The sequence below is a fragment of the Nonomuraea sp. NPDC050202 genome (genome assembly GCF_040656115.1).
In the GTDB taxonomy this organism is placed as follows: Bacteria; Actinomycetota; Actinomycetes; order Streptosporangiales; family Streptosporangiaceae; genus Nonomuraea.
Genome location: NZ_JBFALF010000001.1, coordinates 102464 through 127700 on the forward strand (window position 1 = coordinate 102464; position 25237 = coordinate 127700).

Consider the following 25237-nt stretch of genomic DNA (forward strand, 5'->3'; position numbering starts at 1 on the left):
ATGACAGAACTAACAGTCCGGTAACGGATGCACCAAACTCGTGGTATCGGGGCATGAGTGAGCGTGCTGTAAAAGAGAGCGTCGCGTGGGGGGACGGTCTAACAAACTGCGCTGACGTGGCGGTGTTGCCTCAAAATGTCCGCACTTCACCCTGATGAGATTCCAGCGAGCTTGGCTCTCGCGCGCGTACGGGGACGCGTCCGGCGGCTCACCTCCCTGCAGGCATGGCAGGAGCAGGCGTTCCGCCGCGAGCAGGAGCAGGCGGCGGAGAACGACCGGCTGCGCGCCGAGCTGGCCGCGCAACAGCACCTGATCCAGGCCTACCAGTGCGCGCTCGGGCTGGACCCTGCGCAGGCGCCGCCACCGCAGCTCGTCCTGGCCTGGCACACCGCGTCCGACGACTACATCTCGGTGGCCGTCGAGGCGGACGGCGTGCAATGGCTGCTCGTCGTGGACGGCCAGCCGCGCGTCCCGAACCCGGTCAAGGAGTTCGAGGACTGGCAGCGCATCAAGCGCGCCTACACCCGCGCCGACAGGCGCGTGGACGAACTGAAGGAGCAGATGGAGGGGGAGTAAGTGGGTCCGGTGATCGAATTTTCGGAGGATCTGCCAGACGACATCCCGGTCATGATCCGGGAGGAGAGCGGGCACCCGGTCATCATCGTCAACGCGGCGTTATCCCGAGTGGAGCGTGCCAAGGCGCTGGATGCCGGGAAGCGGATGCTGCGTGAGCGGCGGCGCGCGGTGCTCCTGCATCTGGGCGCGCTCGGCGAGTGGGGTCAGCGCTTACGGGAGCTCGGTGACGGCTGGCGGATGCCTGCCACTGCGGTCGCAGGTAGCGCCCTCGCGATGACGATGGTCGCCGGGTCGGGCCCGGGCCTGCTGGACGACCGCCCCCAGCGTCCGCCTGGGTACGCGGCGCAGGGTCCGACGGCGATGCGGACGCCCGGATCCGAGCCGGCTGCGTCCGCGACCGTCGCGGACGTCTACCCGTCGCCGTCTCCTGGCGTAGCGCGGTCCACAAGACGTCTTCTGCAGGCGGCTGCCGCCGAGCCGCCTGCAGAGGGCCAGGCACGGCCGACGGGCGACCCGCCGGCGGAGGGCCGCGAGCCGCGAGCGTCGGCGACTCAACGCGGCCACGATGCCGGCGACGTGGCCGAGCAGCCCGCCGCCGAGCCGGCGAAGACGGGTGCCGCCGCGACGTCAGGTAGGACCCGCGGCGCGCGGCCAGCGTCACGTCCCAGCACCCGCGAACCGGACGCCCCGCAGGCGTCGGCCCCCACGTCCGAACCGACCAGCCCGGCGCCCGAGCCGGAGCCGGAGCCGTCGCCGCGCCCGATCGCGAGCTCGCCAAAGCCGGGCGTCAGCGTAAAGGTGGATACGGACGTGGCAGACGTCGACGTGGACGTGCCGCTCAGGCCGTCCGAACTCGGCGATGCCGTGAAGGACACTCTCAAGAACCCCGTCGGCATCGGCGGTGGCTGTGATGGACTCGTGAACGTGGACGTGAAGCTGCTGCCGAAGGTGTGCGTCGGCGGCTGATCTCCGGAGGTGTGCGGCCATGATGACGGGCAAGCGGTGCAAGTGCCGCGAGGACGGACGCGAGCTGGGCGCCAAGTGCCCGCGGCTGCGGCGTAAGGACAACTCCTGGAACCCGAACCATGGGTCGTGGTACGGCAAGTCCGAAGTCACGCCGGGCCCGGACGGGAAGCGGATCGCCCTCAGGGCGGGCGGCTTCGCCACCGAGGCGGACCTGGAGCTGTTCTACGCCGCGGCGCACCGCTTGCTCGACATCCCGGACGCCGGGCCCGACGGGCATGAGGCGCGGATGGAGATCCTGGAGATGATCCGGGCCGCGCACAGGAAGCAGGCGCCGCTGCCGGACTACGAGGAGCTGCACCGCAAGTACCGGGCAGGCCAGCCTCTCCAGTCGATCACGTTCGGGGAGTACTGGGAGTCCTGGGTGGCTCGCCGCCGCCGGTTGAAGGACATCCGGGAGTCCACGCTGATCGGCTACATCTCGCACTGGGAGACGCACATCTGCGAGGTGCTGGAGAAGACGCGGATGGACCGCATGTTCGTGCCGACGGTCGAGGCCGTGTTCACGCGGATCGATGAGAAGAACGCGGTACTGCTGGCCGCCCGCGAGTCGGACGACCCTGAGGTGCGGGCAAGCGTGCGCGGGAAGCGGCCGACCGGCCCGGTGACGAAGCAGCGGGTGCGGGCGACCATCCGGACGGTGCTGGCCGACGCCGAGCGCGAGCACCTTGTCGGGTTCAACGCCGCGGCGCTGGTAAAGCTCGACGCCGGGAAGAAGGCGCAGGGGCTCGTGTGGACGAAGCCGCGGGTGGAGGCATTCCAGCTGGCGTTCGAGCGGCGGCTGGCTGCGGAACGGTCGGCGCCGGTGCAGCCGAAGAAGCCGCTGGAGCGGTTCCGGGTGTGGCTGGCAACGCCGCGGCCGTCGCCGGTGATGGTGTGGACGCCGGCGCAGATCGGCGCGTTCCTCGACTTCGCGGTGGCCGACCGGCTGTACGCGCTGTACCACCTGGTGGCGTTCCGGGGGCTGCGCCGTGGTGAGGCGTGCGGCGCCCGCTGGGTGGACGGCGAGCTGGAGGAGCGGCTGCTGGCGATCGCCAAGCAGTTGAACAACGTGGGCCGGACGGTTCAGGAGTCGTCGCCGAAGACGCGCTCGTCGGAGGGGACGGTGGCGCTCGACTCGGGGACGACGGCCGTGCTGCGGGCGCACCGGGTGCGGCAGCTGGAGGAGAAGCTGGCGTGGGGCCCGGGGTGGGTGGAGTCGGGCCGGATCTTCACGCGGGAGGACGGCCGCGAGTTGACGCCGGACTGGGTGAGCGAGCATTTCGAGCGGCTGACGTTCGCGGCGGGCCTGCCGCCGATCCGGCTTCATGATCTCCGGCATGTTGCGGCGACGCTGAGTCTGGCGGCGGGCAACGACATGAAGATCGCATCGGCGATGCTGCGGCATTCAAGCCAGTCGATCACGGCGGATCTCTACACGACGGTGTTGCCGGAAGTCGCGCTCGCGGCGGCGGAGGCGTCGGTCGCTCTGGTGCCCCGGAAGGTCGTCGTGGGGGAGGCGTCCAAAACTGGCGGTCTCCCTTCGGTCTCCCTTGTGGCTCCGGACCGACCCACGGATTCGGCGGGATCAAGGGAACTGCAGGTCGAGCCCTGAGGATGAGAGTAGGGCGGGTGGGACTTGAACCCACGACCCACGGATTATGAGTCCGATGCTCTGACCGGCTGAGCTACCGCCCCTGGATGAAGTTGTGCGACGCACGGCAGGCAACGAGAGGATCATGCCGAGCCCCCGCGCAAGCTAAGGCTAGAGCATCGGACCCGGTCGTGGTGCCCGGCCGGACGGAGAGTTCTCCGCCGACATCATTCCATGCCTGCCGGCGTTGTTGGAGACCAAGCCGATCATATTCGTACCGTGCTCCGGGCGCGCGTGTCCGGGAGAAGAGGGCGGCAGCGAGTGGGGCGCTGGGGAGGGGGTGTGCCCGCACCCGCTGCCTGGGTTGTCCGGCCGTCTTCTACGGATGGTTCAGCTGAGCGCGTCCTGGAGACGGTGAGAGCACGCCGTGTCCTGTGGACGGTGAGAGCGCAGCGCGTCCTATGGACGGTTCAGGCCGAGTGTGTACGCGCCCGACCCGCTGTACGCATGCACGCGATACCGGTAATACCCGGCGCTCCCGTTGTAGGAGATGGTCTCGTCGGAGTCAGGGCTGTCGCCGCGGGCCACCACGGCCCAGGACGAGCCGTTCCATCTCTGCAGGTAAACGTCGAAGTCTCCACCGTCGGGCCCGTCGAGGCAGGCCGAGTGGGTGCCGGAGACCGTCGTCTGGTAGTAGGAGCCGTTCGGCTGGTAGACGCTCTGGTTCGAGGTCAGCGAGCCGCTGTGCGTCTCCTCGTATCCCTCGCAGCCCGTCGGCGGCGGGTCGGTGCCGCCGGCCGTGACGAGGGTGAGGCCGCCTGCCGAGAGGATCTCGCCGATGGGCTGGAAGTACGTGGTGCCGCCCACCGAGCAGTTGCCGGAGCCGCCGGACGTCATGCCCTGGGCCTGGTCGCCGGAGATGAACGACCCGCCCGAGTCGCCGCCTTCCGCGCACACGTTGGTGCGTGTCAGGCCCGACACCGTGCCCTCCGGGTAGTTGACGGTGGAGTTCAGGGCCTGGACGGTGCCGCAGTGCCACTGGGTGGTGGAGCCCGAGCGGCAGATGGAGCCCTGGGGCTGGGTGACGGCCGAGCCGCGGACGGGGAGGATGCCGGCGCTGTAGCCGTTGACCACGCCGGGCGCGGTCCAGTTGGTGTTCGTGGCGACCCAGGCGTAGTCGTTGCCGGGGAACGACGAGATCTGGAACGTGCCCTGCGCCACCCGGTTGTAGCCCGTCGTGGTGACGCCGTTGCCGCCGCAGTGGCCGGCGGTGGTGAAGCCGAGCTGGGTGCCGCGCCTGGCGGCGAAGCCGACCGAGCAGCGGTAGCCCTCCGAGGTGTAGTACGCGTCGCCGCCGCGGATGTCGTAGAACAGGCGCGGGCGCTCGGCCGAGGACTCGAACGTCACGGCGGCGGTGTCGGAGATGCCGCTGGTCGCGACCCAGGCGCGGGCGGCCTGCTCGTCGCTGGTGAGGACGACGACGGAGTTGCTCTGCGGGGAGACGGCCCAGCTGTGCACGGAGGCCGGTGGCGCCGTCCGGTCGAGGCCCTCCTTGACCGAGACGAGCTGGGCGAACGAGCGCGGGACGACGCGGGCTCTGGCTCCGGCACGGGTGATGCCGGCCGTGTCGGCGGCGGAGGTGCTGGCCACGACGAGCGCGCTTTCCGCGCCTTCGTACCAGATTCCGGCAAAGCGGTCGCCGAGCTTCTTGCTCAGGCCGGGTGCGGCGGCGTTGCCGCGGGCCTCGTTGAGCAGGCGGTTGATCGCCTGGTCCTTCGTGATGCCGAGGTCGCGCTGCAGGGCGTCGACCACGCCTGAAGGCGGTTTCGCGGTGGCGACGGCCGGGGTCGCCGTCACGAGTAACGCGCCGATCGCGATCCCGATCAGCGCCGGGGTTCGGAGCATGGGTGTCTCCTCGCTGCTGGGGGTGCCGTCACGGTAACGGCGGTTCCAAGCGCGGAGGAGTATTACTTTGCCCCTATCGCCGTGTTATGGAGCGGTGCCGTAACCCGGGTTTCGTACCAGCCAGTCGTAGTAGACCGGGCTCCGGCGTACGGCGTCCATGTGGGCCTGCTTGGCCTGCCCGACCACCCAGGCGGCTTCGGGTGCGGTGGGGTGGCGGCCGAGGAGCTGCCGCCAGCGCAGCGGCGCGCGGGCCAGCGGCACCATGATCAGCCCCTGGGCGGGCTGGTGGGTGGCCTGGCAGAGTACGACGGCCCGCCCGACCTGCGCGAGGTGGGTGCAGGTCGGCACGTCGGTCTCGTAGATCGTGCCCGGCGTGAACCCGGCCCGCGCGCACGCCATCGCGAAGCAGTCGGCGAAGCAGCCGTCGCCCGGCGTCACCGCCCACTGCTCGCCGGCGAGGTCGGCCAGCTCCACCTCCTTCTCCTTGGCGACGGGATGGTCCTCTCCGACCAGGCAGAAGACGGGGTCGAGGCTGATCGTCTCCCATACGAGCGTGCCGGTGGGGGTGCCGGAGTCGCCGCAGGCTCCGGTCAGCACGTAGTCGAGGCGGCCGAGCTCGACCATGCTGTTCAGCTCGTGCGTCGACCAGGACGTGTAGGTGCTGACCTTCCGCTCCGCGGCGAGCCGGTCGACCAGGCCGCCGAGTATCGGCCCGTTCGTGGCGCCGATGCGGAAGCCGGGGGAGGGGGTGTGAGCGAAACGTACGGCTTCGTCCTGCAGTTCTTTGGCTGCGGGGAGAAGGACGCGTGCTCTGGCGAGCACGAGTTCGCCGAGGCGGGTGGGCCTGGCGCCGTGGCGGTCGCGCTCGAAGAGGGCGCCGCCGAGCACCCTCTCGATGCGCTTGAGCTGTGCGGTCAGGGCCGGTTGTGCCAGCCCGAGCAGGGACGCGGCCTTGCTCACACTTCCCGCGTCCGCGACCGCGCGGACGATCCTGAGGTGCCTGAGCTCGAGGTCCATAACGGGAAGGTAAGGCGGCGATCTCTTACAAACAATGCCTCTATGTCAGGAATTGTGACAGATATTGTTCGAGGGTTCCTGGGGTAGGGGGAGCGCATGACGACGATGGGAATAGATCCGGCCCAGCTCAGCGATGATGATCTGGTACGCGAGCTGCGGCAGCTGCACCTGACCCGGAGCGATACTTTTTTCCACGGGTCCGACGACGCCCTTGACCACCACACCTCCCGCACGAACGAGCTGGAGGCCGAGTACCTCCGCCGCAACCCCGACCGCGAGGTCGACCCGCTGCGGCTGAGGGAGGGAGCGAGGCAGCGGTCATGACGGAAGGTCACGATGTCCAGGCCCTGTCGGACCGGGACATCCACGTGTACGAGGCCGTCGCCTCCCAGACCGTCGAGTGGGCCGGTGGCGGTGCCCGGCTCGGCGGGATCGTGCGGGCGTCGGGGCTGGCGGAGGAGGAGGTGCGCGAGAGCCTGGCGAAGCTGGTCGAGCATGGGTACGTGGTGCCGTCCGGCGACGGGTACGGGCTCGGGCCGCACACGTTCGAGGTCGAGTACTGAACGCCGCACCCATGCGCTCATGGTGAGGTCGAGTACCGGACGCCGCACCCACGCCCTCATGATGAGAGCGCGCGCAGGACGGCTGCCTGCTCCGCCGTGACGCCCGACGCGCGCTGCCGGGCCGCCTCCTCCGGCGTCAGCCCGGCCGCGCACCAGGCCGCCACCTCCTCCAGCGGTACGGCGCCCCACCAGGAGGCCATGACCTCCACCGCGGGGAGCCCCGTTCCGGCCGCCTCGGCCGCCGTGAAGCCGAGTGCTCTGAACAGCCGCGCGTCCCCCTGGTCCACCCGCCGCCGCGCCCACTCCTCGGCCGCGGCGCCGTCCCAGCCCGCGTCGGCGTACGCGCGGGCCACGTCGGCGGGCACGCCGGCGCGCAACAGCCGCCGCAGCGTCTCCACGACCTCGGGGGCGGGCGTGGCGGGCCGGGGCGTCCCCAGCCGGGCGAGCCAGGGGACCCGGCGCGGGCGCTCGCCCGCCAGGTGCCTGCGGGCGGCGTCGTGCGGGGCGACGCCCAGCTCGTGCCAGCGCACCGCGTCCCGGGGCGTCATGCCGGCCCGCTGCCAGGTGACGACCGTACGCGGGGTGGCGGCGGCGGTGCTCCAGAGGCGGGCGTCGGCGGGGACGGTCACGCCCGCCTCCCGCCACGCCGCCGCCTCCTCGGCGCCGAACCCGGCCCCTCTCCACCTGCGTACCTCGCCTTGCGTGAAGCCCGCCCACTCCGTCACCCGGGGCTCCCGCCGTGCGGTACGCGGACCGTGCTCGCCCAGGCCGGGGCCGCGTGGCGGTCCCCGAACAGGCAGGTCACGACGTACGGGCGGGGGCGCCGCTCCGGCCACGGGGTGTCACCGTCGGTGAGCACGACGAGCACGTCGGCCCGTGGCGAGGCCGCCTCGAAGCCCGGCCGCAGGTCCGTTCCGCCGCCGCCCGCCAGCTCCACCTGGGCCGCCGCCCGTACCCGCTGGGGCGGGTGCGCCTCGGTGTCGCAGCAGATCACGTCGAGCCACCGGTGCCCGATGGCGCGCAGCACCCCGTCCAGCTCGGCGAGGGCCTGTTCGAGCGCGGTACGGGTGACGCTGCCCGAGGTGTCGACCAGGACGGCGACGCGGGGGAGCGGGCGTACCAGGGCGGGCAGCACGATCGACGGCGCGGCGGCGGCACGCCTGGACGGGCGGCGGTAGCTGTAGTCCACCCGGCCCGCCGCCTGGGCCAGGCCCCTGCGGACCAGCCGGGCGAGCACGGCGCGCCAGTCCGCCTCGGGGCGGAGCGTCGCCTCGGCCCAGCGCCGCCAGCCGCCCGGGGCCGTGCCCCTGGCGTCGATCTCGGCGGCCACCGCCCTGGCCAGGAGCTCGCGTTCCAGCGCCGTCATCGCCTCCGGGCCGGTGAACGGGGGCTCGGCGCAGGGGGTCAGGTGGGGCGGGGGGTCGATGAGGTCGAGCAGCTCGGCGTAGCGCTCGGCGAGCAGGCCGTCGGGGAGGCCGAGCGTCTCGGGGGAGATCGCGCTGTCGGGGGCGTCGGGCAGGTCGTCGTTGACCTCGGCGTCGGCGGCGCGGGCCCAGCGCAGGGCGTCGTCCCGGTAGGGCCGGGCGCGGGTGTGGTGGTCCCTGAGGAGGTGCGTCACGTGGTGGAGCAGCCACCAGCCGAGCTCGGGCACGGGGATGGCGGCGGTGGCGGCCGGGTTGAGGTGCAGGTTCCAGTGCTCGTCGGCGGCGGGGCGCGGTGGGGCGGTCCCGTGGGGGAGCGGCGTGAGGGCGAAGAGGGCGGAGGCGAGGTACGGCGCCCGCGTGGCGGCCCACAACCGGGCACCGGCGAAGCGCTCCAGCCCGGCCGGATCGTGCTCGTTCACGGCATCAGCCCCGCGGATCGCAGGATCGGGGCCAGCTCCAGCACCGTCCGAGGCAGGACGGCGCCGTGCGGGCGGCGGGCGGCGAGGGAACGGGCCGCGGTGGCCGCCACGTCGGGGGTGCGCCGGGCCACCCGGCCGATCACCGGCCACGCCCGCTGCCACGCGTCCGCGCTCCCGTCGGCGGCCACGTGCGCCACCACCGAGCCGAGCACGGCGTGCACCCGGTCCACCCGGTCGGGCAGCGGGGCGGTGGGGTCGGCGAGCAGGGTCGCGGGATCGGGCAGGTCCAGGTCCCGCAGCCAGGACAGCAGCTCGAAGCCGGCGGCCTCCCCGACGGCCCCGGTCACCAGCTCGGCCCGCACCTGCTCCATGCCGGGCCGCGGAGCCTCCACCCGGGGTCCGGTGCCGTCACCGGTGCAGGCCAGGGCCATGGCCGCCAGCTCCCACGTCCGCGGGCTCGGCCACGCCCGCGCCGGCCCGCCGGGCACCGCCAGCACCAGCTCGGGCCGTACCCGCAGGAACGCCCCCACCAGCGCCCGGGCCCGCCCCGCCGACGCGGTCCCGGCCTCCACGGGAACGCCCGCCGGCGCGGAGAAGCCGCCGATGAACCCCTCCGCCACCGACTCGGCGCTCACCGTCCAGTTCAGGTGGACGAGCCGGTTGGCGAGCGGCGCCGACAGGTCCCACCCGTCGGCGGCCTGCTCGGGCGGGTTCGCGGCGGCCACGATCCGCACCGACGGGGGCAGCGCCAGGTCCCCGACCGCCCGCTCCAACACCACCCGCAACATCGCGGCCTGTACGGCGGGCGGCGCCGTGGTGAGCTCGTCGAGGAACAGGATCCCCCTGCCCGCCGCCGCGAGCCGGGAAGCCCACCGCGGCGGCGCGAACCAGGTCTCCCCGTCACGCAGCACCGGCAGCCCGGCGAAGTCGCTCGGCTCCCTGATCGAGCCGACCACGACCTCCACCGGCAGCCCGAGCCGCTCGCCGAGCGCCAGCACGGCCGAGGTCTTCCCGGTCCCGGGCGAGCCCCACAGCAGGACCGGCAGGTTCGCCGCCACCGCGACGGACAACGCGTCCACGTCCACACATCCCCTCGCGTCAACTTTGTTTGACCTTCTCGGGGTCAACGTAGGTTGACGCGAGGCCGGATGTCAAATCTCCAGCACGAGCTTGCCGACGAAGTCGCCGCTCTCCATCAGCGCGTGCGCCTTGGCGGCCTCGGACAGCGGGAAGACCCGGTCCACGTGCACGTTCAGCGAGCCCTGCGCCGCCAGCTCGGCCACCGAGGCCAGCCCCGCGTGGTCGGGCTCCACGATCAACAGCCCGTGCCGCACCCCCGCCTTCGTGTACGCCTCGACGTCCGCGGGCGTCATCCCGGCGACCGCGATGAGCGCGCCACCCGGCCGGATCAGCGGGAGCGACCTGGCCGGATAGTCCCCGCCCACGATGTCCACCACGAGATCGACCCCGGACACGGCCGAGGCGAAGTCCGTGCTGGTGTAGTCGATCACCTCGTCGGCCCCCATCTCCCGCACGAAGGAGTGCTTGGAGCCGCGCGCCGTGCCGATCACGTACGCCCCGCGCAGCTTGGCGAGCTGCACCGCCAGGTGGCCGACCCCGCCCCCGGCGGCGTGGACGAGCACCCGCTGCCCCGGCGACACCCCGGCGATGTCCGTGAAGGCCTGCCACACCGTCAGGGCCGGCATGGGCAGCGCCGCCGCCTGCACGTGCGAGATCCCGGCGGGCTTGAGCGCGAACTGCCGCGGCCTGGCCACCACGTACTCCGCGTACGCCCCGGCGTAGAGCGGGAAGTTCAGCATGCCGAACACCTCGTCGCCGGGCTTGAACCGGCCGACGTACTCGCCGGCCTCCTCGACGACGCCCGACACGTCCCAGCCGGGGGTCAGCGGCGGCTCGGTGTAGTCCGGCGGGTACGGCACGCGCCGCAGCTTCCAGTCGGGCGGGTTGACGCCGGCGGCCTTGACCCGTACGAGCACCTCGTGCGCCTGCGGCTCGGGCCGGGCGACGTCGGCGAGCTCCAGCACCTCAGGCTCGCCATAAGAGCGATAAACGATCGCGCGCATGTTCTCTGTCACAGAAGACATGCTGTTCAGGTCAGGTACCTCTTGTGAAGAAGGCACCTTGTTGATATCCAGGTACCTGATGGATACTACCTTTCCCGATCTTCGCCGGTACGGCGGCGCCGAGGCGTTCCTGCGGGCGTGCAAGCCCAACACCGTGCTGGGCATCTTCACCAACAAGTGGACGGGCCTGGTCATGGGCGCCCTGCTCGACGGCCCCCGGCGGTTCAACGAGCTGCGCAGGATCCTCGACGGCCTCACCCAGAAGATGTTGTCGCAGACGCTGCGCAGCCTGGAGCGCGACGGCCTGGTCACCCGCACCGTCTACCCGACGATCCCGCCCAGGGTCGACTACGAGCTCACCGGGCTGGGACGCAGCGCGATCGGCGTGCTGCAGGCCATCGGCGAGTGGGCGGGCGAGCACGCCGACGAGGTGATCGCCGCCAGGCAGTCCTACGACGAGCGGGCCGACGAGCCGGTCAGACCCGTTTGATCCGCGCCCACACCACGAACGCGCCCCCGAACACGGCCATGGCCAGCCCCGTCCACAGGTTGATCGCGTCGCCGATCACCCCGGCGACGATGAGGATCACGCCGTACAGCAGGAACAGCCCGCCGATCACCATTCTGATGTCACTCACAGGATCACCCCGTAGGCCAGGACCGCCAGGACGAGCGCGCCCGTGCCGAGCAGGACGGGCGAGCGGTACCACCGCGCGTCCCCGGCCAGCGCGTCGTCCTCCAGGTTCACGTCGCTGAGCCCGTACACGAGCCCGCGCAGTTCCTCCTCCGGCTTCTCCGTGGTGACCAGCGTGACCACCACGGACACCGCGATGTCCACGACGAACGCCAGCCCCGCGCCCCAGAAGCTGGCGTTCAGCTCGGTGCCGAAGTCCACCAGCCCCGCCTTGTACGAGATGTACGACGCGAAGGCCGCCACCGTCCCCGCGAGCAACCCCCAGAACCCGGCCCACGGCGTCATCCGCCGCCAGAACAGCCCGAGGATGAACGTCGCGAACAGCGGCGCGTTGAAGAAGGAGAAGAGCGTCTGCAGGTAGTTCATGATGTTGGAGTAACCGGCCGCGATGAACGCCGTGCCGACCCCCAGCGCCACCCCGGCCACGGTCGCCACCCGCCCGACCAGCAGGTAATGCCGGTCCTCGCGCCCCGGCCGCAGGTGGGCCTGCCAGATGTCGTTGGTGAAGACCGTGTTGAACCCGCTGATGTTGGCCGCCATCCCCGCCATGAACGAGGCCAGCAGCCCGGTCACCGCGATCCCCAGCACGCCGTTCGGCAGCAGGTCGCGCATCAGCAGCGGGATCGCGTTGTTGTAGTCCTGCCCCTGACCCCACCCGCTGAACAGCACGAGCGCGATCAGCCCCGGCAGCACGGTCACCAGCGGGATGAAGATCTTCGGGTACGCGGCCACGATCGGCGTCAGCCTGGCCGCGTTCGTGTTCCTGGCCGACAGGGCCCGCTGCACCTCGGCGAAGTTCGTGGTCCAGTACCCGAACGACAGCACGAACCCCAGCCCGAACACGATCCCGATCCAGTGCGCCTGCATCGGGTTGTCGCCGGCGGTGCCGGCCCAGGTGTGCAGGCCCCCCTCGCCGAGCGGGCTCTGCCGGACCTTCTCGAACAGCCCCGAGATCCCGCCCACCTTGATCAGCCCGAGCACGGTGAGCGGGATCAGCCCGGCCAGGATCACGAAGAACTGCAGCACCTCGTTGTAGATCGCCGAGGAGAGCCCGCCGAGCGTGATGTAGGCCAGCACGATCACCGCCGACACCACCACCGACACGACCAGCGGCCAGCCCAGCAGCGCCTCGATGACCAGGGCCAGCGCGAAGAGGTTGACCCCGGCGATGAGCACCTGCGCGACCGCGAACGTGATCGCGTTCAGCAGCTGCGTGGCGGGGTTGAAGCGCCTGCGCAGGAACTCCGGCACGCTGCGCACCTTCGACCGGTAGTAGAACGGCATCATCACCAGGCCGAGGAACACCATCGCGGGGACGGCGCCGATCCAGTAGTAGTGCAGCGTCATGGCGCCGTACTGGACGCCCTGGGCCGCCATGCCGAGGATCTCGATCGCGCCGAGGTTCGCCGAGACGAACGCCAGCCCCGTGATCCAGGCCGGCAGCCCGCGCCCGGCCAGGAAGAAGTCGAGGCTGGAGGTGATCCGGCGGCGTGCGGCGAAACCGATGGCGAGCACGGTGACGAAGTAGATCGCGATGAGCGCATAGTCGAGGGGGTTCACATCGAGACGCACGGCGATCCGGCTACCCCTGGTGGACCTTCGTATGCGGCGCTCCTACAGTCGAGACGTGGATGTCGCCGACCTGAGCCCCGCGCAGGCGCGGGAGCGCTTCCGCACCGGTGCGCGGATCCCCACCGCCGGCTGGTGCCAGGGCTGGACGCAGGCCAACCTCATCGCCGTGCCCAAACGGCTGCGGTACGAGCTGCTGCTGTTCGCCCACCGCAACCCCCAGGCGTGCCCGGTGCTCGACGTCGGGGAGCCCGGAGCGTGGTCCACCGAGCTGTTCGCCGGCGACCTGCGTACGGACCTGCCCGGCTACCGGCTCTACCGCGACGGCGAGGCGGTCGCCGACCTCGACGAGGTGGTGCGCGAGTGGCGCGATGACCTGGTGCCGTTCCTGATCGGCTGCAGCTTCACCTTCGAGCGGGCGCTGCTGGCCGCCGGCGTGCCGGTGCGGCACCTGGAGAGCGGGACGAACGTGCCGATGTACGTCACGAGCGTGCCCTGCCAGTCGACCGGCAGCCTGTCGGGGCCGCTGGTGGTGTCGATGCGGCCGGTCCCCGGCGAGCTGGTGCGCACCGCCATCGCGGTCAGCGGCCGGTACCCGATGGTGCACGGCGCGCCCGTGCACGTCGGCGACCCGGCCGCGATCGGGATCGGCGACCTCGCCCGGCCCGACTACGGCGATCCGGTGGAGGTGCGGGCCGGGGAGGTGCCGCTGTTCTGGGCGTGCGGGGTGACGCCGCAGGCGGCGGTGCTGGCCAGCGGCGTCGACTTCGCGATCGGCCACCTGCCGGGGCACATGGCGATCATGGACGTCCGCGACGACGACTATCTGGTGACCTGACGGGCGTTCGCGGCGGGATGCCCGCCGCCGTGAGCTGCGCCCCGATCGCCGGCGCGCCCCGCCGGTTGTCGATCTCCAGGTGCGGTACGGCCGGCGGCTCGTCCACCCGGATGTCGCGCAGGTAGTCGCCGAACGCCGCCAGCTTGCCCGCGTCCCTGCCGAGCCCCCTGGCCGTCAGCCGCTCGCACAGGGTCGGCCCGTCGGAGCGCACCCACAGCAGCCGCACCGGCGGCCCGCCCAGCTCCGCCACCCACCCCGCCCACCTGGCCGCGTCGTGCACCTGCGTGGTGAACGGCCCGTCGAGCACGACGGGGCAGCCGTGCCCGCGAACCTGCCTGGCGATCCTGGTCAGCCCCCGGTACTCGTGCCGCTTGATGTGCTCGTCGTACCAGGGGCCCTCGCGCTCGCCGTCGGGGCGGCCGTGGGCACGCAGCACCTCCGCCGCGAAGTCGCCGTACACGGTGTCCTTGTCGAGCAGCGCGGGCACGGGGGACAGGCGGGCGAGCAGTTCGGCCGCCACCGTGGACTTGCCCGCGCCGGGCGGCCCGCTGATCACCCAGAGCGTGCTCACGCAGATCACCGTATACGCGGATCTGCGTACGCGGGTGCCTCGCCTCGGCGGACGACCGCGACGCTCGCGGCGAGCAGACTCGTTGCCCATGCTGACCGTCTTGACGAGAGTCTTCCGGGCGCCGGACCTGCGGGGCAAGGTGCTGTTCACGCTCGGGATCATCGTGCTGTTCCGGCTCGGGCAGCTCATGCCCGCGCCGGGCGTGGACATCGTGGTGGTGCGCCAGTGCCTCGGGTCCGCCAGCGGCGGCGTGTTCGACATGGTGCAGATGCTCAGCGGGGGCGCCATGTTGCAGCTCTCCGTGTTCGCGCTGGGCGTGATGCCGTACATCACGGCCAGCATCGTCATGCAACTGCTCGCCGTGGTGATCCCCAGGCTGGACGCGCTCAGGAAGGAGGGCCAGAACGGCCAGGCCAAGATCACGCAGTACACCCGTTACGTCACCGTCGGGCTCGCCGTGCTGAACGCCGGCACGGTCGTCGCCCTGGCCCGCACCGGGCAGCTCCTGCCCGGCTGCCCCCGGCCGCTGCTGCGCGACGACGGGCTGCTCACCGTGACGGTGATCGTGCTGACCATGGTGGCGGGGGCCTGCGCGGTCATGTGGATGGGCGAGCTGGTCACCGAGCGCGGGGTCGGGAACGGCATGTCCCTGCTGATCTTCACCCAGGTCGTGGCCGTGTTCCCGGCGTACCTGTCGAGGATCTTCGTGCTCAGCCCGGTGAGCTTCGTGGTGATGATCGTCTCGGGGCTGTTCCTGGTGGCCGCCGTGGTGTTCGTGGAGCAGGCGCAGCGGCGGGTGCCGGTGTCGTACGCCAAGCAGCTCATCGGCAAGCGCATGTACGGCGGGCGGAACACCTACATCCCCCTGAAGGTGAACCAGGCGGGCATCGTGCCGGTCATCTTCACCTCGTCCCTGCTGTACCTGCCGTCGCTGGCCGCGCCCCTGCTGGGGCCGGAGGCGCGGGCGTGGGTGGAGCTCAACCTCACCTCCGGGACGCATCCGCTCTACATGACGGTGTACGTGCTGCTCATCGCCGGATTCGCGTACTTCTACGTGTCGATCACCTTCAACCCCGAGGAGGTGGCGGACGGCATCCGCAAGTACGGAGGCTTCGTGCCGGGGATCCGGCCCGGGCGGCCGACGGCGCAGTACCTGGCGTACGTGCTCAGCCGGCTGACCGCGCCGGGGGCGCTGTACCTGGCGGTGCTGGCGCTGCTGCCGCTGGTGGCGTTCGCGATCCTGCGGGATCCGGGGACGCAGCAGAACTTCCCCTTCGGCGGGGCCAGCATCCTGATCATGGTCGGTGTGGGACTGGACACCGTGAAGCAGATCGAGGCCCAGCTCCAGCAGCGCAACTACGAAGGGTTCCTGAAGTAGGGGTCTCAGGCGGGCAGCGCGAGGCCGGCGCGCATGGCGAACACCACGAGCTGCGCCCGGTCCCTGGCGTGCAGCTTGACCATGGCGCGGCTGACGTGGGTGCGCACGGTGTCGGGGCTGATCGTCAGCTCCCTGGCGATCTCCTCGTTCGACCGGCCGGTGGCCACCCACGCCACCAGCTCCCGCTCCCGGGGCGTGAGCGTCTCGATGCCCTCGACCGGGCGGGCGTCGCCGTGCCTGCCGAACAGGCCGATGACCTTCCTGGTGATGGCGGGCGAGAGCAGCGCCTCGCCGGCGGCCACCACGCGCACGGCGTTGACCAGCTCGTCGGGGGCGCTGTCCTTGAGCAGGAAGCCGCTGGCGCCGGCCTGGAGCGCGGCGAAGACGTACTCGTCCACGGCGAACGTCGTCACCACGACGATGCGGGTGCCGCGCAGGTCCGGGTCGCCGGCGATGGCGCGCAGGGTGGCCAGGCCGTCCATGCCGGGCATGCGGATGTCGAGGAGCAGGACGTCGGGGCGGGTGCGGCGGATCAGGGCCAGGGCCGCCTGCCCGTCGCCGGCCTCGCCGACGCACTCCATGCCGGGCTCCCGCTCCAGCAGCGCCCGCAGCCCCATCCGCACGACGGCCTGGTCGTCGGCGACGGCGACCCTGATCACGCCTTCCGGCCCGGCGCCGCCTTCCGGCCCGGCACCGCCTTCCGCGCTGGTCGTGCCGGTCGTGCCGGTCGTGCCGGTCGTGCCGGTCGTGCCGGTCGTATGTTCCGCGCTGGCCGCGCTGGTCGTGCCGTCCGCGCCGGTCATGCCGTCCGCGCTGGTCACGCCGAGACCTGCGGGAACCGTGCCTCCACGCGGAAACCGCCGCCCTCGCGTGGCCCGGCCGTGAGGTGGCCGCCTGCCTCGCTCACCCGGGCGCGCATCCCGGCCAGCCCGCGCCCCTCACCCGCGCCCGCCGGCCCGATGCCGCGGTCGGCGACCTCCACCACGAAGTCGTGCGGTTCTCCGGACGTGCGCACCAGCGCCCTGGTGGGGCCGGCGTGCCGCAGCACGTTGGTGAGCGACTCCCGCACCACCCGGTAGACGGGGCCGTGGAGGTGGGCGGGCACGGCGAGGACCGGAGGCTCGACGTCCACGGGCAGGCCCGCCGCCCGGACGCCGTCGATGAGCGCGGCCAGATCGCCGGCAGGCGGGTCGATCCCGTCGAGCGCGGCCCGCAGGTGGGCGAGCGCCGTCGTGCTGGTCTCCTTGATCGCGCGCAGCGAGGCCCGCGTCTGCTCGGGATCGTCGTCGAGGGTGACGAGCGCGAGCCCGGCCTGCATGGCGATCGCGGCCAGCCCATGACCGGCCGCGTCGTGCACCTCCCCGGCGATCCTGGCCCGCTCCCGCGCCAGCACCGTCTCAGCGCCCGCGCCGTCCAGGCCGGGCGCGACCTGCGGCGCGCCGACCCGCCCGATGCCGCCCAGGCCGCCCGCGCCGGAGCCCGCGCCGGAGAACGCCGTGTCCGCATCGCCGGCCAGGCCGCCCGCGCCCGAGAAGGCCCCATCCTCAGCGCCGCCCAGGCCGCCCGTGCCGGGTGCGGCGTCGTCGACGGCGGGTGCAAGAGGGCTCGCCTGCCAGGGCCGCACCGTCGCGACGGGTGCGGTGCGGGCCGCCGGGATGCCCCATGCCGCCGCGGCGGACTGGCCCGCGACGGCAGGCGGAGCACCCTGCGACTGGTCGGCGGCGGGTGTCTGGAGCCGGGGTGTCTCGGCGTCGGCGGCGGCCGCGGCGGCCGCCGCGCGGGCCTGGGCGAGGCCGCTGAACGACCACGGGACGGCCAGCCACCCGGCCCACGCCAGCATGACGACGACCGGTACGTCACCCAGCCGGCTCAGGCGCGACAGCGCGGTGAGCGGCCTGCGCAGACGCCCGGTCCTCCGCGTGTCGTCGGTCGCCATCCCCCACCCGCTCAGGCTCGTGTAGCCCCGATCCTAGCGAGCTTTCACACCGTGCGGCTCGACCGAGTGCCGTCCAGGCCCCATGAGATGATCTTGCTGGGTGCGAGGCGGATGACCTCCCGGGAGAAGAACGGTACGGGCGGCTCGGCGTCCGTCAGCGCCACCGCCGTGCCGCGGATCTCGATCCCCCGGGCGACCCACGGATCGACCGAGGCCAGGTCGTCCACGACGAAGGAGACCGTGCTGCCCCGCTGGATGTTCCTGAACTTCTTGGACACGCCCAGGGCGTGCCCGCCGATGACGATCGTGCCGTCCTGCACGAAGAAGCCGACGGGGTTGTTCTGCACCTGCCCGTCGGGCGCGACGGTGGCCAGGCGGCCGAGCCGCTGGCCGGAGAGGTAGTCCAGTTCCGCTGATGTGAAGATCATGCCGCCCAGTCTGCAACCTTGACATTGGTTGAGGTCAAGACCGGGTCAGGCGGCCAGGCCCTCGGTCAGCCAGCGCAGCGGGTTGTCGTGGGTGATGAGGCGGATGACGTCCTCGCCCGTGCCCGCCTCACGCAGCCGCGGCAGCAGCGCGCGGAACAGATGGGCGTAACCGGGCCCGTCGTACCGGCGCACCTGCGCCACCCGGCTCAGCCCCGTGCTGAGCAGCAGGCGCTCGGCGTGGCCGTCCTCGATGAGGGCGAGCGCGATCCTGGCCGCCTGCTCGGCGCCCAGGCCCAGCGCGCCCAGGCTCACGTACGCGCCCGACTCGGCGATCTTCCTGGCGGCGCCCAGGTCGGTGCCCGCGTACCCGACGGTGATCCGCGAGCCGGGCAGGTTCTCGCCGAGCAGGATCTCCAGCAGCGTCAGGGCGCTCCTGCCGTGCGTGGCCACCGGCAGGCGCGAGCGCAGCGAGGCGCGGGCGGCGGCGACCAGGCAGCGCTCCTCGCGAGCCGTGGGCTCCGCGCCCCAGCAGCCGACCTCGCCGATCACGCCGGGGAACACGCCCGTCCCGTCCACGCCGCTGACGATCTCCTCCATCAGGCGGGCGGTGAGCGTGTCCACGTCCTCGTCGCCGACGTTCGTGAACGGCTCGGCGAACAGGCCGGTCGAGGCGATCACCGGCACGCGGCTGCCCGCGGCGACGCGGGCCAGGGCGGCGGCGTCGCGGCCCATGCCCATGCAGGTCAGCTCGACCACGAGCCCGAGCTGTTCGGACTGGCGCAGCTCGCGCAGCTCCGCGGTGACCGTCGTCTCCTCGTCGAGCCAGCGGTGCGGGTCGGAGTCGATGCCGACCGCCCAGCGCATGTCGGTACGCAGGTGCTCGTGGGGGAGGACGGTGCCGTCGATGGCGGCCACGCGTACAGGGCCGGTGACGGTACGGAGTAGAACCTCGGGCATAACAGACATTAACCGATGTTTGCTGGGCAAAGGCTGACTAGGCAGGAAATTTTACCGATTATGGGGTTTGGTGGTTTGCTAGTCGTCTGCAAGTGGTCATGGAGGGCCGGGCCGTATCCTGGGTGGCACACTGACTGCCGGGGGGACTTGTGCCGATTCCGAACTCCGACACGGGCGAAGCCGACGTGATCAAGAATGAGGCCGCTGATCATTCCAGCATGCCCGAGCGCCGCTCGGGTTTCCGGGGCTGGCTGGACGGCGTGCGCTCCACCCGCGCGGGCGCGCTGACCCTGAAGATCGTGGTCGGCGTGATCGGCACCGTCATGGTCGTGGGTGGGCTGATCATGGTGCCGTTCCCCGGGCCGGGCTGGCTCGTGGTGTTCGCGGGCCTGGCGGTGCTGGCCACGGAGTTCCACTGGGCGCACAAGGCGCTGGAGTTCGGCAAGCAGACGCTGCACGCCTGGACGGAGTGGTACAAGCGGCAGGGCTGGACGGTGCGCATCATCGTGCTCATCGTCACGGTGGCCGCCGCCGCGGTGATCGTCTACTTCGGCCTGCTCACGCTGGGGATCGACGTCATCGAGATCGCCCAGCGCTTCATCTAGCCCCGGCCGCATCCAGACCCGGTGGTTATCGCCACCGGGAATCCCCGGATCCGCTGTCTATTCTGCGGGCGTGATCGCTCACCTCGTCATCGCGCTGTCCATGACGCTTCCCGCCACTGCCGTGCCCGCGCGGGCGGACCTGCCGCTGCCCGGCACCAGTGGCGTGAAATATCGCGAAAAGGCGGGCGATCCGGTACGCCTGGCCGCCTACGGGCTCGGCACCAGGCGCACCTACGTCAGATCGGCCACCGGCAACGCCTTCACCTGGGAGAAGTCGTTGTCCGAAGTGTCCGTCTCGCCCGGCAACCGCTGGACGGCCGGCGTGCCCGCCGCGTACCGGTCCGGCTACGACCACCTCGTCGTCACCGACCGCGCCACCGGGCGGGCCTCCAGCATCCGCACCGTCAAGAAGCCGATGACCGCCTCCTACGTCTCCTGGTCGCGCGACGCCAGGCGCGTCGCGCTCACGGTCGAGCGCAAGGTGAGCGGCAGGTGGCGGGTGCTCGGCTTCACCGTCGTGGACGTGGTCTCCAAGACCGCCCGCACCGTGCGGATCTCCGGCCTGAGCGCGGAGGCCGGCTTCTGGTGGAGCCCCGACGGCAACCTCGTCTCCCGGCACGGCGGCGGCCTGCGCGTCCACCGGGTCTCCGACGGGGCGGTGGTGCGCACGTACGCGGGCGCCGGGTTGCCGACGGGGCCCGAGGACTCGTTCTCGCCCTCGGGCAAGCGGCTGGTCACCTGGTGCCCGTCCCGCTTCCGGGAGCATGTGTGCCTGGTCGACCCGGCCACGGGCAGGATCGCCCGCCGGGTGGCCGCGCGGCCGGAGGCGGTGTTCGGCTGGTGGGACGAGAGCCACCTCGTCGCCGTCATGGCGCACCGCGGCGCCTACCGCCTGGCGGTGCTCGACCTCGGCGGCAGGGTCACGCGCGTGCTCGCCGGCCTGCCCGCCCGCACGTGGGCCGCCGACCTGTGGGTCTCCTTCACCCGGACGCCGGGGTCATAGGTACAGGCCCGTGCCGTGATCGGTCTCCTCGGTGGCCACGGCGTGCAGGTCGCGCTCGCGCATCACCAGGTAGACCTTGGCGTGCACCTCCACCTCGAACTGGTCCTCCGGGTTGAACAGCACCTTGTCGCCCACCTTGACCGAGCGCACGTTCGTGCCGACGCCGCAGACCTCGCCCCACGCCAGGCGGTTGGCCATCTTGACCGTCGCGGGGATGACGATCCCGGAGCCGCTGCGCCGCTCCTCGGCCTCCTGCTCCAACCTGATCATGACTCGGTCGTGCAGCATCTGAATCTCGAACTTGGGCTCTTCCACAGGCTCAAGTTTACGAGCAGGCGGACGCGTGGTTCCCCAGGACGCTCAGACCGCCACCTACCGTGACCGGGGTGATCATGGCAGGATATCGCCATGATCATGGCCTTCGGTGAGACCGGCTGGCAGTGGCAGAACGCCCCCAGGCAGTGGACCGTGGACGACGGACTGAGCCTCTTCTGCGACCCGGGCACGGATCTGTGGCGCACCACCCACTACGGCTACGTCAACGACAACGCCCACCTGTTCGGCCGCACCCTCCCCGGTGATCTGCGGCTCACGGTCACCTTCTCCGGCGAGTACGCCGAGCAGTACGACCAGGCCGGCGCCGTGCTGCGGATCGACGAGCACAACTGGATCAAGGCAGGCGTCGAGTACGTCGACGGCGGCTTCCACCTCAGCACGGTCGTGACCAGGCAGTTCTCGGACTGGTCGGTGCTGCCGCTGGAGCGGGTGGCGAGCACGGTGACGTTCGACCTGGAGCGGGCGGGCGACGCGGTCACCGTGCGCTACGGCCTGGACGGCGCCGCGCCGCAGACCATGCTCCGCCTGGCCTACTTCCCTCCCGGCCAGGCCGCCCTGGCCGGCGCCATGGCCGCCGCACCCGCGGGCAAGGGCTTCCCCGTCCGCTTCACCGAGATCCGCGCCGCCGCGACCCCGCCACGGCCGTGAACCCCGCCATCACCGTGAACCCCGCCATCACCGTGAACCCCGCCATCACCGTGAACCCCGCCGCGGCCGTGAACCCCGCCGCGGCCGTGAAGCCGCCCCGGCCGTGAAGCCGCCGGCTACGGCAGCCTCAGCTCGGCGAACACCGGCCGGTGGTCGGTGCCGTCGAGCTTCAGCACCTGGAAGCTGCGCACCGCCATCCGGGAGTCGGCCAGCACGTGGTCGATGGTCACCCCGGGCGACTGCAGCCACGACCCGAACTGCGGCCAGGTCGCCACGAACCCCAGCCCCATCACGTCGGCGGCGTCCCGGTAGCCGGAGGCGAGCAGGTCACGCACCGGCAGGTGGTCGAGCGTGGCGTTGAAGTCGCCCGCCAGCACCCGCAGCGCGTCCCCGCCGCCCCGGGGCAGCGCCTCCAGCCCGGCCTGCCAGCACGGCTGCCGCCCGATCCGCTTGGGCGCGCACGGATGCACGGAGACGACCTCGACCCGCTCCTCGCCGGGCAGCGTCAGCCACGCCCTGGCCTGCCCGAACGGGCCCTTCTTGATGAACCCGCCGTCCTCGACCGGATGCCGGGCGTACACGGCGGACCCGCCCACCCCCGTCAGCGGCTTGGTCACCGCGTGCCGCAGCGCGCGGCGCAGCCCCGCCTCCTCCAGCCGCCGCATGGAGTCAGGGGTGAGCTCCTGCAGCGCCAGCACGTCCGGCTTCAGCCGCTGGACCAGGGCCATCAGCTCCGCCGTGTCCGCCTGGCCGACCATCAGGTTGGCCGCGAGCACCCGCAGCACCGGCCCGTCGGCGTCGGGGTTGCCGTCCGTGAGCGCGCGCGGCAGCACGGCGGGCACCAGCGCCAGCACCGACACGAGGGCGACCGTGCCCGCCGCCCAGCGGCGCAGTACGCAGGCCAGCACCAGGCCGATCACGGCCGCGCACACCGCGTACGGCGTGTACGCCACCGCCGGTATCCACGGCCAGTCCGGCTCGAACCCGCTCAACCGCACCACCGCCCACAGGGCGAAGGGCACCACCACGATCCAACTCGTCCATGTACGCACGCCCTGTATCGCCACAAGTCCCGATCCGGGTTCATGAGAAGGTGTGCCCATGCACGACGCAGAAGCCCGGGTCCTGAACGCCATCGACGAGGCGGAGACCGTGAACCTGCTGGCCGAGACCGTCAGGGTCCCCAGCGTGACAGGCACCGACGCAGAATCCGACCTGCAGCACCGTATGGCCCACCTGCTCACCGAGGCAGGCATGGACGTGGACGTCTGGAAGCTCGACCTGGCCGGCCTGACCGCCAGCCCCGGCTTCCCCGGCACCGAGGCCCCGAGGTCGGAGGGGTACGGCGTGGTGGCCGTCACCCCGGGCGGCGAGGGCCCGCCCGCGCTGGCGCTGCAGGGTCACGTGGACGTCGTGCCGACCGGCGACCTGGCCAAGTGGGCGGGCAGCGACCCGTTCGCCGCCCGGATCACCGGCGACGTGCTGCACGGACGGGGCGCCTGCGACATGAAGGCCGGCCTCGTCGCGAACCTCGCCGTGGCCCGCGCGATCAAGCAGGCCGGGATCGAGCTGGCCAGGCCGCTGGCCGTGCACTGCGTGATCAGCGAGGAGGACGGCGGGCTCGGCGCGTTCGCCACCCTGGCCAGGGGGCACACGGCCGAGGCCGCGGTCATCACCGAGCCCACCAGCGGCGCGGTCATCACGGCCAACGCGGGCGCGCTGACGTTCCGGCTGGAGATCGCCGGGCGGGCCGCGCACGGCGCCACCCGGTACGAGGGGGTCAACGCGATCGAGGCGTTCTGGCCGGTGTTCCAGGCGATCAGGCGGCTGGAGGCCGAGCGCAACAGGGACGTGCCCGAGCTGTTCGCCGGCAACGCGATGCCGTACCCGATCGAGGTCGGCACCGTGCGGGCCGGCGACTGGGCCAGCACCGTGCCCGACCTGCTGATCGCCGAGGGGCGGCTCGGGGTGCGGCTGGACGAGGACCCGGCCGAGGCGCGGGCGGCGTTCGAGCAGGCGCTGGCGGAGGTCGCGGACCCGTGGCTGCGGGCCAACCCGCCGGTGGTGACCTGGCCGGGCGGGCAGTTCGCCAGCGGCCGGCTGCCGGCGGGCCACGAGCTGATCGACCAGGTGAACCGGGCCGTCGAGGACACGACCGGCGCCCGGCCCGCGCAGACGGCGGCGCCGTACGGGAGCGACCTGCGGCTCTACACGGCGGGCGGCATCCCGACGCTGCACTACGGCCCGGGGGACGTGCGGTTCGCGCACGCCCCGAGGGAGCAGGTCGAGCTGAGGGAGCTGCGCGAGGTCACGCGGGCACTGGCACTGCTCGCGGTGCGCCGCTGCGCAGCACTCTGAGCAGCGCCGGAGGGCTCATCAGCGACTGCGGCGGGTCGTAGAGGTTCATCACCCGCAGGAAGCGCCGCGTCAGCTCGGGATCGTGCGCGGCGGCGGCGTGGAAGCGGTCGAGGTAGGCGCCGATTAGCCGCGTCTTCGGCGTCGGCCGGCCGCCCGTGGTGGCGATCCGCAGGTCGGCGCCGACCGTGATCTGCCAGGGGAGGTCCACGACGGCGGCGATCCGCCGGAAGTACGCCGCCGGGCTCAGGTCGGGGTCGAGCAGCGCCCTGGCCTCCAGGGCGGCGACCGTCATGCCCTGGCCGTGGAGGGGGTTGAACGAGCAGACGGCGTCCCCGGTGACCAGCAGGCCGTCGGGGAAGGAGGCCAGCCGCTCGTAGCGGCGCCTGACCGCGGTGGGCGTGTGGTAGGTGCGCGGCTCCCCGAGCGGCTCCGCGGTCGTGACCAGGTGGTGCAGGTCGGGAGCGGCGAGGGTGGCGGCGAAGGCGGCGAAGTCCGCATGGCCGCGCGGCGGGCCCGCGCCGTACCCGGCCAGGGTGACGACCCAGCGCTCGTCCTCCAGCGTCAGCGCCACCCCGGCCCGCGGCGTCTCGGGCGTGGGGCCGACGACGGCGATCAGGTCTCCGGCGAGGTGGTCGTCGCGGCGGCGGAACTCGCGCGAGCTGTACCGCAGGTCGATCGTCACCCGCTCCTCCCGCGGCGGCCTGCAGCCCAGGTCGGCGAGCCAGAACGGGGTGCGGGAGCCGCGGCCAGCGGCGTCCACGACCAGGTCGGCCGGGATCAGCTCGCCCTCGGCGAGCCGCACCCCCGTGACCCGGCCCTGCCTGGCCAGCAGGCCGGTGACGGTCCGCTCGGCCAGCACCCGCACGCCGGGCAGGGCGCCGACCCTGCGCCGCACCTGGCCTTCGAGCAGCGGCCGGCTGACCAGCAGCCCGGTGAGCCCGCTGGAGCCGCGGGCCAGCCGCCGGCCCGCGTGGACGTGACGGGCCCGGTCCTGCACGTCACCCCTGATCGCGCCCTGCGCGACGAGCTCGGCCGTGAGGCCGGGCAGCAGCTCGTCCAGGACCTCGCCGCCCCTGGCGAGCAGGCCGTGCGCGTGGCGGCTCTGGCCGGCGCCCCTGCGGTGGGCGTCGACGGCCGGCAAGGTGTCGCGGTCGACCACCGTGACCTGGGCGAACCTGCGGTGCAGGGCGGCGGCGGACAGCAGGCCCGCGATGCTCGCCCCGATGACGACGGCGTGGTCCATCTGGATTCCCCCTGTGAAGTCGTGCTGAGCATTCGGCAGAGGGTCGCCCGTGGATGCCTTTCCTTCCACGTCCTTTGGCGCGTTCCGGC

At 72.3% G+C, this 25237-nt stretch carries 28 protein-coding genes and 1 tRNA gene; 12 read left to right on the forward strand and 17 right to left on the reverse strand.

The window, feature by feature from the left end; genetic code table 11:
- Positions 1 to 171 precede the first annotated feature (171 nt).
- Genes AB0I79_RS00600 through AB0I79_RS00610 form a run of 3 tightly spaced genes read left to right on the forward strand, consistent with a single transcriptional unit; the run spans position 172 to position 3193 of the window.
- The gene (locus tag AB0I79_RS00600) at positions 172 to 576 is read left to right on the forward strand and encodes a hypothetical protein (protein ID WP_357865436.1); all 405 of its coding nucleotides are present in this window, start codon (positions 172 to 174) and stop codon (positions 574 to 576) included.
- Positions 577 to 1542 carry a hypothetical protein gene (locus AB0I79_RS00605; RefSeq protein ID WP_357865438.1) on the forward strand — a complete coding sequence of 322 codons (966 nt, stop codon included), beginning with the start codon at positions 577 to 579 and terminating at the stop codon, positions 1540 to 1542.
- A 19-nt stretch (positions 1543 to 1561) separates the two neighbouring features.
- Positions 1562 to 3193 (forward strand): site-specific integrase, encoded by a 1632-nt coding sequence (locus AB0I79_RS00610; RefSeq protein ID WP_357865441.1) that lies wholly within the window; start codon positions 1562 to 1564, stop codon positions 3191 to 3193.
- 9 nt (positions 3194 to 3202) lie between these two features.
- On the opposite strand, the gene AB0I79_RS00615 is transcribed toward AB0I79_RS00610, so the two are convergent.
- From AB0I79_RS00615 to AB0I79_RS00625, 3 genes are all read right to left on the reverse strand, one after another.
- Positions 3203 to 3276: transfer RNA gene (locus AB0I79_RS00615), tRNA-Ile, on the reverse strand.
- A 355-nt stretch (positions 3277 to 3631) separates the two neighbouring features.
- Positions 3632 to 5077, reverse strand: a complete 1446-nt coding sequence (locus AB0I79_RS00620; RefSeq protein WP_357865444.1) for a S1 family peptidase — start codon at positions 5075 to 5077, stop codon at positions 3632 to 3634.
- 84 nt (positions 5078 to 5161) lie between these two features.
- The gene (locus AB0I79_RS00625; protein ID WP_357865447.1) at positions 5162 to 6094 is read right to left on the reverse strand and encodes a LysR family transcriptional regulator; all 933 of its coding nucleotides are present in this window, start codon (positions 6092 to 6094) and stop codon (positions 5162 to 5164) included.
- 96 nt (positions 6095 to 6190) lie between these two features.
- On the opposite strand from AB0I79_RS00625, the gene AB0I79_RS00630 reads away from it, so the two are divergent.
- Entirely contained in the window at positions 6191 to 6418 is a 228-nt protein-coding gene (locus tag AB0I79_RS00630; RefSeq protein ID WP_357865450.1) for a DUF6158 family protein, read from the forward strand.
- Positions 6415 to 6657: a hypothetical protein gene (locus tag AB0I79_RS00635; RefSeq protein ID WP_357865453.1), complete on the forward strand. Its 243-nt coding sequence runs from the start codon at positions 6415 to 6417 to the stop codon at positions 6655 to 6657. The genes AB0I79_RS00630 and AB0I79_RS00635 overlap by 4 nt, the downstream gene beginning before the upstream one ends.
- A gap of 56 nt (positions 6658 to 6713) precedes the next feature.
- On the opposite strand, the gene AB0I79_RS00640 is transcribed toward AB0I79_RS00635, so the two are convergent.
- The 4 genes from AB0I79_RS00640 to AB0I79_RS00655 form a co-directional block, all read right to left on the reverse strand.
- Positions 6714 to 7382 carry a hypothetical protein gene (locus AB0I79_RS00640; RefSeq protein WP_357865456.1) on the reverse strand — a complete coding sequence of 223 codons (669 nt, stop codon included), beginning with the start codon at positions 7380 to 7382 and terminating at the stop codon, positions 6714 to 6716.
- A complete protein-coding gene (locus tag AB0I79_RS00645) occupies positions 7379 to 8500 on the reverse strand; it encodes a VWA-like domain-containing protein (RefSeq protein WP_357865459.1) in 1122 nt (373 codons plus the stop codon). Before AB0I79_RS00645 ends, AB0I79_RS00640 begins: the two co-directional genes overlap by 4 nt.
- Entirely contained in the window at positions 8497 to 9579 is a 1083-nt protein-coding gene (locus AB0I79_RS00650; RefSeq protein ID WP_357865462.1) for a MoxR family ATPase, read from the reverse strand. The genes AB0I79_RS00645 and AB0I79_RS00650 overlap by 4 nt, the downstream gene beginning before the upstream one ends.
- Positions 9580 to 9651: 72 nt before the next feature.
- The gene (locus AB0I79_RS00655; protein WP_357865465.1) at positions 9652 to 10605 is read right to left on the reverse strand and encodes an NADP-dependent oxidoreductase; all 954 of its coding nucleotides are present in this window, start codon (positions 10603 to 10605) and stop codon (positions 9652 to 9654) included.
- A gap of 58 nt (positions 10606 to 10663) precedes the next feature.
- Between AB0I79_RS00655 and AB0I79_RS00660 the strand changes: the two genes are divergently transcribed.
- A complete protein-coding gene (locus AB0I79_RS00660; RefSeq protein WP_357865468.1) occupies positions 10664 to 11074 on the forward strand; it encodes a helix-turn-helix domain-containing protein in 411 nt (136 codons plus the stop codon).
- Here the strand turns inward: AB0I79_RS00660 and AB0I79_RS00665 are convergent.
- Both AB0I79_RS00665 and AB0I79_RS00670 read right to left on the reverse strand, forming a co-directional pair.
- Entirely contained in the window at positions 11061 to 11222 is a 162-nt protein-coding gene (locus AB0I79_RS00665; RefSeq protein WP_357865471.1) for a hypothetical protein, read from the reverse strand. The genes AB0I79_RS00660 and AB0I79_RS00665 overlap by 14 nt on opposite strands.
- A complete protein-coding gene (locus AB0I79_RS00670) occupies positions 11219 to 12850 on the reverse strand; it encodes a sodium:solute symporter family protein (RefSeq protein ID WP_357865474.1) in 1632 nt (543 codons plus the stop codon). The genes AB0I79_RS00665 and AB0I79_RS00670 overlap by 4 nt, the downstream gene beginning before the upstream one ends.
- A gap of 55 nt (positions 12851 to 12905) precedes the next feature.
- Here AB0I79_RS00670 and AB0I79_RS00675 point away from each other — a divergent pair, with 55 nt between their 5' ends.
- Positions 12906 to 13685 (forward strand): putative hydro-lyase, encoded by a 780-nt coding sequence (locus tag AB0I79_RS00675; RefSeq protein WP_357865476.1) that lies wholly within the window; start codon positions 12906 to 12908, stop codon positions 13683 to 13685.
- Here the strand turns inward: AB0I79_RS00675 and AB0I79_RS00680 are convergent.
- Complete coding sequence (locus tag AB0I79_RS00680; RefSeq protein ID WP_357865479.1) at positions 13648 to 14256, reverse strand: AAA family ATPase; 609 nt, start codon at positions 14254 to 14256, stop codon at positions 13648 to 13650. The genes AB0I79_RS00675 and AB0I79_RS00680 overlap by 38 nt on opposite strands.
- An 88-nt stretch (positions 14257 to 14344) precedes the next feature.
- On the opposite strand from AB0I79_RS00680, the gene secY reads away from it, so the two are divergent.
- On the forward strand, positions 14345 to 15634 hold the full coding sequence (gene secY, locus AB0I79_RS00685; RefSeq protein WP_357865481.1) for a preprotein translocase subunit SecY: 1290 nt from the start codon (positions 14345 to 14347) through the stop codon (positions 15632 to 15634).
- A gap of 5 nt (positions 15635 to 15639) precedes the next feature.
- Here secY and AB0I79_RS00690 read toward each other — a convergent pair whose 3' ends face one another.
- From AB0I79_RS00690 to AB0I79_RS00705, 4 genes are all read right to left on the reverse strand, one after another.
- On the reverse strand, positions 15640 to 16293 hold the full coding sequence (locus tag AB0I79_RS00690) for a response regulator transcription factor (RefSeq protein ID WP_357867033.1): 654 nt from the start codon (positions 16291 to 16293) through the stop codon (positions 15640 to 15642).
- A 158-nt stretch (positions 16294 to 16451) separates the two neighbouring features.
- Positions 16452 to 17570 (reverse strand): histidine kinase, encoded by a 1119-nt coding sequence (locus AB0I79_RS00695; RefSeq protein WP_357865483.1) that lies wholly within the window; start codon positions 17568 to 17570, stop codon positions 16452 to 16454.
- A gap of 44 nt (positions 17571 to 17614) precedes the next feature.
- Positions 17615 to 17998, reverse strand: coding sequence for a PPOX class F420-dependent oxidoreductase (locus tag AB0I79_RS00700; RefSeq protein ID WP_357865485.1), 384 nt, complete (start codon positions 17996 to 17998; stop codon positions 17615 to 17617).
- Between the two features lie 45 nt (positions 17999 to 18043).
- Complete coding sequence (locus AB0I79_RS00705) at positions 18044 to 18955, reverse strand: aryldialkylphosphatase (protein WP_357865487.1); 912 nt, start codon at positions 18953 to 18955, stop codon at positions 18044 to 18046.
- Positions 18956 to 19173: 218 nt separating this feature from the next.
- Between AB0I79_RS00705 and AB0I79_RS00710 the strand changes: the two genes are divergently transcribed.
- Together AB0I79_RS00710 and AB0I79_RS00715 are read left to right on the forward strand one after the other, a co-directional pair.
- The gene (locus tag AB0I79_RS00710; RefSeq protein WP_357865489.1) at positions 19174 to 19560 is read left to right on the forward strand and encodes a TIGR02611 family protein; all 387 of its coding nucleotides are present in this window, start codon (positions 19174 to 19176) and stop codon (positions 19558 to 19560) included.
- Between the two features lie 70 nt (positions 19561 to 19630).
- Positions 19631 to 20563, forward strand: coding sequence for a hypothetical protein (locus AB0I79_RS00715; protein WP_357865490.1), 933 nt, complete (start codon positions 19631 to 19633; stop codon positions 20561 to 20563).
- On the opposite strand, the gene AB0I79_RS00720 is transcribed toward AB0I79_RS00715, so the two are convergent.
- Positions 20558 to 20878: a co-chaperone GroES gene (locus AB0I79_RS00720; RefSeq protein WP_185107225.1), complete on the reverse strand. Its 321-nt coding sequence runs from the start codon at positions 20876 to 20878 to the stop codon at positions 20558 to 20560. The genes AB0I79_RS00715 and AB0I79_RS00720 overlap by 6 nt on opposite strands.
- A 93-nt stretch (positions 20879 to 20971) precedes the next feature.
- On the opposite strand from AB0I79_RS00720, the gene AB0I79_RS00725 reads away from it, so the two are divergent.
- Positions 20972 to 21547: a DUF1349 domain-containing protein gene (locus tag AB0I79_RS00725; protein ID WP_357865492.1), complete on the forward strand. Its 576-nt coding sequence runs from the start codon at positions 20972 to 20974 to the stop codon at positions 21545 to 21547.
- A gap of 116 nt (positions 21548 to 21663) precedes the next feature.
- Here the strand turns inward: AB0I79_RS00725 and AB0I79_RS00730 are convergent, their stop codons facing one another.
- Positions 21664 to 22599, reverse strand: coding sequence for an endonuclease/exonuclease/phosphatase family protein (locus AB0I79_RS00730; RefSeq protein WP_357865494.1), 936 nt, complete (start codon positions 22597 to 22599; stop codon positions 21664 to 21666).
- A 49-nt stretch (positions 22600 to 22648) separates the two neighbouring features.
- Between AB0I79_RS00730 and AB0I79_RS00735 the strand changes: the two genes are divergently transcribed.
- The gene (locus AB0I79_RS00735) at positions 22649 to 23905 is read left to right on the forward strand and encodes an ArgE/DapE family deacylase (RefSeq protein ID WP_357865496.1); all 1257 of its coding nucleotides are present in this window, start codon (positions 22649 to 22651) and stop codon (positions 23903 to 23905) included.
- Here the strand turns inward: AB0I79_RS00735 and AB0I79_RS00740 are convergent.
- Complete coding sequence (locus AB0I79_RS00740; RefSeq protein WP_357865498.1) at positions 23856 to 25148, reverse strand: FAD-dependent monooxygenase; 1293 nt, start codon at positions 25146 to 25148, stop codon at positions 23856 to 23858. The two genes, AB0I79_RS00735 and AB0I79_RS00740, sit on opposite strands and share 50 nt — an antisense overlap.
- Positions 25149 to 25237: the final 89 nt, after the last annotated feature.